The sequence below is a fragment of the Methylobacter sp. genome, assembly GCF_004322395.1.
Classification (GTDB): domain Bacteria; phylum Pseudomonadota; class Gammaproteobacteria; order Methylococcales; family Methylomonadaceae; genus Methylobacter_A.
In genome coordinates, this window is record NZ_SCTW01000155.1 from 25,512 (window position 1) to 35,817 (window position 10,306).

Consider the following 10,306-nt stretch of genomic DNA (forward strand, 5'->3'; position numbering starts at 1 on the left):
CAGGTATTGGGACAGGTTTAAGGCTTGAGTGGAGACGGGATTAAATTTCTCGTCCAGCACGCCGATATGACGCAAATACTCAAGCTCAGTGTTGCCGCCCGCGAAAATATTGAAATTGATGAAATGCGTATCTTGGGCCGCATTCATGTCAAAGGCCAGAGCATCGGCTAATTCCGGCACCGGGACTTCAACAAAATTGCCTTCGCTGTCTTCACGCGTTTCGTAATAGTCAATGCCTACCTTAGCCGCATCAGGATCGCCCGCGTATTTGGCGGTATCGCCGTACCATTGCTGGACCTTAGCGAAAAATCCCAGTATATCCGCCTGGGTACGATAGCTTTCGCCGGCTTTTGCCAGCAGAATGCCTGTGGCTAAGGTTGCATTCAGGCTGACTACTTTCGGATTCTCGCGGATCGGCGGCGCTTCATTTAATGGACGCAATAAACCTGCGCTCTCAAGCGCGCCCAGCCAACCGGCAATCCACTGCTCTTCGTCGGCGGCGAGCGTGCTTAAGCCGGACGGTGCCTGGGCGTCCGCTAAAATCGCATCGCGCAGCTTCTTAGCGTGTTGCGTTTGCTCCAAGATAAATTCGTCGCGCGTAATCGGCGTTGCCGCGCCGACCACGTTGAAACGGAACGGGATGGCAAGCCACTCCAGTTTGGTGACGTGCGTTTCCGGGTCTTGCGAAAGGAATTTTTGCGCCAGGCCCTGTGAAATATTATTAAGGTCTTGCACTCCTCCATCCAACAACCCTTGAGCCTTCCACTCAGGTCTTAAGGCATAAAGCTTGTCCCGCAACCCTTCAAAGTCGTAATTCAGCCATTCCTTCAAACCGGGATAGGTTTGGACATTAAATGTCGCGCCCACAAACCCGCCAGCCGCTACATCCAACGCGTAACCGGGAGCCAGATTAAAACCCGAGGTGTTTTGCGCGCCGTCCAACTGCGCCCAGGGAATATCGCTCCGTAACGTACCGTTTGTCGGCGTGATGCCGTAAGCTTGCGTGTTCCCTGCACTGTCCAGCGTTACGCCATCCGGTTGGCCGCCGATGTTGCTGCCGAAAATCACATACGGGAGATTCATGCCGCCCAGCACATCAGTGTTATAGCCCATTTCCGGCGCACCCACGTCGAAACGGACGTAGGGCGTATCGACGTTGGTCAGGCTCTGTAATGAAACGCTGTAGTTTGCATTATCGCCCGGATTGACGGTGTGCGACCCGCCGATGCCGATAGTGACATCGGCTTCTATACCGCGCTCGACAAGATAGCGCATCGCATCGGTGACTTGCTGGCCGTCGGGGTTAATCACGCTGACGTCGTACAAGCCGTGAGGCGCATCGCGTAGGTCGAATATCGCACGGATGCGCGTCGCATCGAGCACTTGCCAACGCGTCGGCTCAACCTCGAAAACACCCGGACGCGATAATTTGACCAGCGCTCCGGCCTTGAAGTGGGAACCGTAAATATCCAAGGTCACCCAGCGGTGATTGTCGTCGCCGGTACCGCCTTGATCCGGTGTCACTTTGGTAATGGAAAGCGGCAGCAAATCCGCTCTTATTGTGACCGGCGTATCGGCATCGCCTTGGTTGGACTTGACCAGGACATAGTAATCGCCGGCCTGAGTGCTGGGGATGAACGCTTGTTGGTCGGCCGATAGCGGGTTAGTGTAAGACGCATCGAACAGGTAAGTGGTCGGCACGTCGCCATAACGGATATAAATCTCGTTTGCGCCCTCTTCCGCTGAGGAATCGAGCAGCACGCGCAAGGTTTCGCCGGCGGCGACGCTGACTTTGTACAAGCGGGTTTGCTTGGGGCTCAGAGTGATTTCCAACGGACTGGCTACGCTTAATTCGGGCACTTGCACCTGCAAGGTTGGGGCTGAAGCAGTGCGGTTGTTGGCTTCTTGCGGCGGCAAATTCAGGCCGGTGGCGGTGTAGGTTATCTTGCCCTCGAACACTTCATTGTAAAGATCGGGCCTGACTATAACGCGCCAATTGCCCTCTTTGAGCGGCGGCAGTTTGGCTTTCAGGCTGGCGCTGTAGCTGGCGTTGGCATTCAGGCCGCCGTTATGATCGACTTTACCGATCAGGATGTCGCCCAAATCCCAACTGTTGTCGCTGGACAGGTAAACCGCATCGGTCCAGCGTCCGTAAGCGGGATTGATGGAATCGTTAGTGATGGTGTAATCAACCTGAATGTCGTCGCCGACCTTTGCATTGGCAGGCAATATGACATTGCCGGCGATGAGATCCGCGGGCGGCGGCGTTTCTACCAAAATCGGCTGTATTGCAGCGGTCGCGTTATTTTGCTCCTTGCCGAATTCGCGCACTTTGCCGTTTTCGCCAGCACCCCAGGCCCGCGCAGGGTCAGTAATGACAAAAACATAGAATGGGCCTTCGAGATTTCGCGGCGCGGTGACGGTCAAGCTGCCACCGTAGTTGCCGCCGGCCGACAGTCCGCCTGAGTGACTGACATAGCCGATATAACTGTCTTTATTAATATCAAGGAAGCGGTCTTTGGACAGGTAAACCAGGTCGTTCCAGCTGCTTTGATCGCTCGGCGTATCGCCGCCCGCATTGATGACTTCATAGCTCATAACAAAGTTCTGCCCGGCCACTACGGACACCGGAGCAGTGACTGAAGCCACTTGCAGATCCGGCGGGGTCGCCAGGGTGATCGGCAAGCTGATAGCTAAGACGTTATTGCCCTCATCCTGGAATTCCAGCACCCCGCCGCTGCCGCCCATGTCCCTGACCACATCAAGGTCTTCCCGGACGGTGCTTAATTCGATTTTATAATTATCCTTGTAAACGTTGGTGTCGGCCTTAACGATCAGGTGAAAATCTCCGCTGATCGATTCGGGGATATTGACTACCGCCGAATAGGTATAGGACTCGCCCGGTTTTAGGTATTTGGGTTTATTATTTTCATAGAAAGAGACGGATTTAACCCGCAAAGCATGCTCCGGGCTTTGAGCAAGAGCGCTGTCGACCAAAGGATAGTCGCTGGAATCCAATGATGCATCGCGTGACAGGTAAAGTCCGTCGAACCAGTTATTGGTACGCGTTTCCCGAGTGCCTTGATTGCTGACTGTCCAGGTGATGGTAACCTGCTCGCCTGAAGACGGATTGGGGTTAGACACGACGATGCTGTCGACTCTCAGGTCCGGCTCGCGGTAAGTAATATTCAGCGCACCGCGCATAATATTGTTGGCATTAAGGCCGGCCTCGTAGACAGTGCCTGCCCGGTAGGTGCCGTTAACATTTCCACCCGCATAAAAACCCAATGCGTTAGCGTTTAGCCCGGACAGGTACTCGCCTTTTGCTTTGCGATTACGTGCGTCCTCAGGGGTATCCTGATTGTCGGCAATGACATAAATATAATAATCGCCATCGGTGCCGGGCGGCAGTTTGACTTTTGTTGAAGTGGTGTAGCTTCCGCCTGCCGCCAAGCCTTGAACATTCGAGTGCTCAAAAACGCCCAGCAAAGTCGCGCGCTCAGGAATAAAAGACGGATCTTTACTGATATAAACGGCGTCGTTCCAGCTCTTGGTTCCGGCCCAAACCGCATCGCCAAGGTTATTGACCGTCCAGGTAATGGTGGTGTCTTCGCCGGAAAAGTTTTCCGGCTGTGTGCGTATATCGGTGACTTGCAAATCAGCCGGGCGATCGATAACGACCGATAAGTCCGACCCAGCGTTATTGTTTTCATTGGTTTCGGCAACTTGCGAGCCAACGGCATCCGTTCTGACAATCAGGTAACGCCCTTTAACCGATGGCGCAAGCTGAACAGTCTGGCTGACGCTGTACTGCTCGTTATGGCCCAAGCTGCGCGCTTGCGTGTATCTGCCGATTTCCCAGACTTCCTTTGCCGCAGCAAAATCAGGGTTGTCGGTTATATAAACCACATCCGTCCAATTCCCGGCAAAAATATCGCCATGATTTTGTACGCTGTAGTTGAAGCTATAGCTGCCGCCTGCATCGGCGACATCTTGCCCTGAAACTTCACTCACAACCAGATCCGGCGGAGTAATGCCCAACACGCTGATCGCGCGGGCTTTGTAGTTGTTATTGTCGACGGCTGTCGGGTCGTCGACATTGATATTGGTCGCTAAGGTATCCTCAAGAATGACGTTATAAGTATCGCTCCATACAGTAATGAAATACTCGCCCGACATGATATTGTCCGGAATTTTCACCTGCGCTGTACCCAGGTAATCCTGTCCTACGGCGAGGTTGCCGACATGGGTAAACGATCCGAGTAATATGTCGCCTTTGTAGGCACCCGGCTTGAGTTTGTTCCGCGCCAGCCAAATGCTGTCGGTCCAGCTATTGACTGAAGCGGCCTCGCCCCGCGTTGTCTCGCTGCCTTGATTGCCGACTTTGTAGCGGACCTCAATACTGGAACCATGCACGGCTTGGTCCGGCGCTACGACATCGCTGGTGACCAAGTCGCCGAAAGGTACGGGATCGACATAAAAATGTGTGGCCCTGACGTTGTTGGTTTCATTCGGATACTCGTCAACATTGTTGTTACCGTCGGCAACTACAATCAGGTAGGCGTCGCCGCGATATGAGATCGGAATATCGACCATGCCGGTTTCGTTGGCATAGCTCTCGCTGGTTGCCAACGCCGAACCATTCTCAAACTGCCCGACCAGCCTGTCGTCGGCGCTCAGGTTACCGTCGAGCGACAGGTAGACTTTATCGGTCCATCGCCCGGTAGCCGCAGCCGGCCCTTGGTTGCTGATGGTGTAACGGATACCGGCCGCCGTGCCGGCGGTGACATGCTCCGGCGCTATAACTGAAGTTACCCGCAAATCCGGACGGTCGTTAAGGCTGAGTTGGATTGTGCCCACGGAATCCAAAACATTATTATCTCTTGCCGCGCCATATTCGTAGACCTGATTGCCGCTCTTGCCGAGGTTGGCGTTAGAGATCACCTTAATGCGGTACAAGCCCTCTATTTTAGCGGGCAAGCGCAGTTGTTCGGTACGGGTATAACGAATCCCCGATTCCAGGTTGCGATCGTAGGTAAAGCTGCCCAGCGTAACGGCCGGGCCGGTAGTTCCGACCGGCACCAGCAATACCGTATCCACCCATAAGCCTGAGGCGGCGGCATCGCCCTGATTGACCACCGTCCAGGTCACGTCGATCAAGCCGCCTTCGTTAGCGGCAGAAGGCAAGGTAATGCTTTCGACGAGCAAATCCGGCGATGGGGACAGTTCGACAGGAATCGATACCGATCTGCCGGTATTGTTTTTATCGTAAATGAACTCGAACGGCCCGCCGGTACTGACATTAACGTAAAAATTACCCACAATGCCTTCGGGCAGCAGTACATTGATGCTGCGTGTATAGCGGCCATCGACTGCGAGTTTGCCGATATGATTGGCAGCGCCGAAGTCGGCAACGATGCCGGTACCGTCGGCATTGCGGCTCAGCCAAACTTTATCGCTCCAACTGTCGATGTTGGTAATGCCTATGCCGTTATTGACCACTTCCCAGCTGATGCTCAGCGGCCTGCCGCTGGCTGCGGTGCCTTGCGTGGTGACGGATTCCACCTGTAAATCGGCATAGGGAATCGGCATCACGTCCAGGTTTTGAGGTGCTTGCAAGACGTTATTGCTCTCAAGGTAATTCTCAAAAACGCCGCTTCGGGCATCGCTGACAACGAACAACTTATAACTGCCCGTCGTTCCTGGCCCCAACAAAATCCGTTCACTTCGGCTGTAGGATTCGCCGGACGCAACAGCGCCATCATGAAGATATTCGCCGATCACAACATCATCGGAATTTCCAAAGGTACTGTCTTTGGACAGCACCACGCGATCCATCCAGGTGGAAGTTTTACCGGCGCCTGTGCCTTGGTTGGTAACGGTCCAAGTTATATCAACGGGCGCTGGATCATCAATCACCCGCGTTGGCGCAAGAATTTCAGTGACTGTTAAATCGGCGTAAGCGGCTAAATCGATAGTCAGAGCCGACGACAAACGATTATTGTCTTGGAGACGATCATCAAAGATCTTTTTGGCATCGGCAACAACGACCACTTCGTATTCGCCGTTCCATTCAAGCGGAATTAAAAAGTCGGCGGCAGCGGTATAGGTTTCGCCGGTTGCCAATTGACCGTTTCGGGCTATTTCGGCGACTTTGGTTAAGACGCCGTTTTTGGACAGGAATACTTGGTCAACCCAGCTGCCTAAAGCATTGCTGCCGTTGTTTACTACCGTCCACTCCAGATGAACGCTTGATCCTGATTCGATCAGGCTGGGACCGGTCAATCCGGTCACCGCAAGATCGATGCGCGCAACACGGACGGTTGCGGCCGAACTCGCCGCGTTGTTGTCTTCGGCAGTCCGCTCGTAAATCGTATTATCGGTATCGGTTTTTACCACCCAACGGAAATCGCCCTCAGCAAATCCCGCTGGCAATGTAAACGTTACAGTTCTGGTTTCACTGGTTCCCGCTTGGAGGGTATCCAGATAGAAGCTGTTGGCAACTTCCTGCAAGCCGCCGGTTCCGGTATCCAGGTAGATCCGGTCGCGCCAGGGACCTGCCGCTACGGTATTCCCCAAGTTAGAAATGGCGTAGCTGACTGTTGCCTGTTCGCCAGGACGAAGCATCGAAGGGCCGTTCACATCACCGACACTTAAGTCGGCGACCGGCGCTAAACTGATACTCAGTTTGGCAACGCTAGCGCCGATATTGTTCGCGGTATAACCGTTTTCGGTCACGGTGCGGTTGGTGTTGGTATCAACCAGGATGTAATAGTCGCCAATCAAGTCTCTCGGCAAAGTCAGCGTGGCTTTGCCGAGATAACCTTGTCCGGCCGTTATCTGGCCGGCATGGGTAATCGAACCGGACAGGATAATATCATCGCTGCTCAAACTGGCATCGCTGGATAACACCACGCGGTCGTTCCATAACGCGAGATCGGTTTTGGCATTACCGTTGTTGTTGACCTCCCAGGTGATCAGGATGTTTTCGCCGCTTAATGCGCTTTCCGGCGCAGTCACATTAACAACAGTCAGATCGGCGTAAGGAGTCTGTACGTCTATTGCCGATACCAAGCTGGTATTGTCGGCACGCGTATCCGGCTCCAATACTTCCAAACCGCTATCGGATTTAACCGCCAAGTAATATCTGCCGGCAGGTTTATAGGGCAAATTGACGGAAACCGATTTTGTATAGGACTCGCCCGTTTTAAGCGCACCGTTATGACGGTAAGTGCCAATCACCACGTCATCACCATTACCGATGACGCTGTCTGTGCTGATGATTATCTGGTCATTCCAAGCGGCCGGCGTGTCAAGGTTGCCGTTATTGGCAACGCTCCAACTGACATTGATGGCTTCTCCGGCTACGCCGCTGACCGGTGCGGTAAAATTCGCCACCTGCAAATCCGCGTAAGGAACAGCTAAGGATTGGGTCTGGATATTGGCGCTATTGTTGGAGCTTGCAGTATTGGTAGGGTTAGTTTCAAATAATGCGCTTTGCCCCGCCCCATTTTGGTTGGTGACCACACGAATTTCGATTTCGCCTACGCCGCGCAAGCCATCGGGAAGCCGGAAATTAAAGCTGCGATTCCTGAACTCGCCCGAAGCAATCATCCCCGCTCCCGCTTGGGTAATATCGTAAGCAATGCTGGTATTAAGCAGTTGTTCGCCTGTGGTTTTATTGGTGATAACAATCCGCTCATTAAACCCGGCAGGCGCAACCGACTGACCTTCGTTCCAAGTCTCCCATGCTAAAGCGATCAATCCGCCAGCATAGATCGTTGTTTGGTCTATGTGTAGGTTCTTGACCAATAAGTCGGGGCCGGAAGCGATAGTAGTTATGCTCGTGTTATTGGTTTCGGCGGTATCTTGCAGGTTGTTTTCAAAGATGTCCGCGTTGTAGTCGGTGCCGATCACAAACTCAAACTGACCGGCCGCATTGACTCCTGTAGGCCAAGTCAAAGTATAAGCGCGGTCGACAAAACCACCTGCCGCCAAGGTGCCGTCGACTGAAGGGATATAGGGCAAATCTGCACTGGCAACCAGTTGACCGGTCGACAGGTTCCTTACCTGCAAATGGTCTTTCCATGCTTTGGTAATATCGGCATCGCCCGTGTTGCTGACCCGCCAGTTCAACGTCACCGCAGTGCCTGGCGCCCAGGCGCCAGGCGGTTCAATATTTAACGAACCCAATTTTAAATCGGGATAAGCGGACAATGTTGCCTGGATGGTGGTGATGGCGGCATTGTTTTGTTCGCCGGTCGTGCCGGTTTCGGCGACACTGTTAGCAACGTCCGCCGTCACTTGAAAAGACAAATCCCCCGAGCCTCTGTTGCCTTCCGGCAAGGTAATGGTGATTTGTCGGTTGCGTCCGGCTCCCGCTTGCAAAGGCGCTGTGCCGATGTCATCGTAATTGACCAAGTAATTGGCGATGATTTCGTTAGTCGACACATTGCGGACTATTACCCGATCTTGCCACGCCGATACAGTTTCTTGGTTGCCGTTATTAAAGGTCTCCCAGCTCAATACGACCTGCCCGCCCGATTTTAGTTGCGTCTCAACCGGAGCAACCGCCAAGTTGCGGACGATTAAATCAGGTCCCGGCTCGCTTCCCAAACCGGTAATCATGACTTTGGCGATTTTAGGCACCTGCACGGCGCTAAATTTATAATTGGTGGTGCCCGTTCTGAAAAGGTCCCCTTCCACCAATAATGTATAAATGCCGGTTTGCACTAAGAGTATCGGGCCTTTATCAAAGTCAAAGTTCATATAACTGGTATCGAATACGACTTGGCCGTAGGGATCCAACAAACGCCAATAGGTGGTGTTTGATAGCGTTTGGCAGTCAAAATAATATTGCTCGCCAACTGTGGCGTTAAACCGGTAAATATCCGTCTCATTAGCCGGGTTAAGCTGGCCGCTGATCACAGTGCCCGGGGTAATGACCGTTCCTTGGACTATATCCAATAAGCGGAAACTGTAGTTGCCGACCATGGCGCCATTGCCGTCGATAATCAGCGTGTAGTCCCCGGCGACCAGGTCATAAATGGCCGAGCCATAGAGATTACCTGAATCGCTGCTGGTGAAATCCATTGCTGAGACTACCGCCCCTCGGGGACCAATCAATGTCCAATTGGTAGCGGTATTACTCAAGGCATCGAAATACAGCTGTTTGGCTTCGCTCAGGCTAAAACTGTAGAAGTCGCGCTGCCCGACATGGGCAATGCTGCCGTTAACGGTATCGCCGACCGTGAGCGGGTATTGCTCATCGGTGATTTTCTGCACTGTGAAGCTGTAATTGCTGGTTGCGCCCGCATCAGAAATAGAGCCTTCTATCAGCAAGGTATACGCACCGGTTTGAGTCAAGGCCTGTGGTTCCTGGTCGCTATCGAAACGAACTGGTCCAAACACGACTTGACCATGGGGATCTAACAGCCGCCAATAGGGCCAATAATTGCCTGAAAAGCTTTTAGAATCGAAATAAAACCGTTCACCGGCTATGACATTAAATTGGTACAGGTCGGTCTCATTGGCCGGGCTGAGCTGGCCGCTGACCGCGATCCCCGGTGTCACTGGCGTGGTTTGAGCGACGTCCAAGACGCGGAAGCTGTAGTTGCCGACCATGTCGGCATTGCCGTCAATGGTCAGCGTGTAGTCGCCGGCGACCAGGTCATAAATGGCTGAACCATTAGGATAATTTGAGTCGCTCTTGGTGAAATCCATTGCTGAGACTACCGTCCCTCTAGGACCTATCAGTGTCCAGTTGAAGCTACTATTGTTCGTCAATGAGTCGAAGTAAAGCTGCTTGGCCTCGCCCAGGCTAAAGCTGTAAAAGTCGCGCTGTCCGGCATGGGCGATGCTGCCGGTAACGGTATCGCCCATGGTGAGCGGGTACTGCTCGTCAGTGACTTTCTGCACATTAAAGCTGTAATTACTGGTTGCTCCTATATTATAGATTCGGCCTTCGATCAGCAGGGTATACGCACCGGTTTGGGTCAGGGTCAGCGGTCCTTTTTCGATCTCGAGAGTATGAGGGCCAAACACCAGCTGTCCATTGGGGTCCAACAGCCACCAGTAAGGACGATAATCATAATAGCCTCCTGAAGAACTTTTATAATCAAAATAAAACCGTTCGCCGGCCGTGACAGCGAACTGGTACAGGTCGGTCTCATTGATCGGGCTGAGCTGGCCGCTGACCGACATCCCCGGCGTCAAGGCCGTGGCCTGGGCTAAGTTCAATAAACGGAAGCTATAGCCATTGGCTGCCGGGCCATTGATGCGCAAAGAATAGGTTCCGGCCACCAGC

Annotated in this window: 1 protein-coding gene (running past one end of the window); it reads right to left on the minus strand. The window is 53.3% G+C overall.

Annotated features, from left to right (window positions below):
* Nucleotides 1-10,284: the 5' portion of an Ig-like domain-containing protein gene (locus tag EPO18_RS20115; protein ID WP_292436620.1), read on the minus strand. 18,519 nt of this gene lie to the left of the window's left edge; only the first 10,284 of its 28,803 coding nucleotides appear in the window; the start codon lies at nt 10,282-10,284; its stop codon lies beyond the left edge, outside the window.
* Nucleotides 10,285-10,306 lie beyond the last annotated feature (22 nt).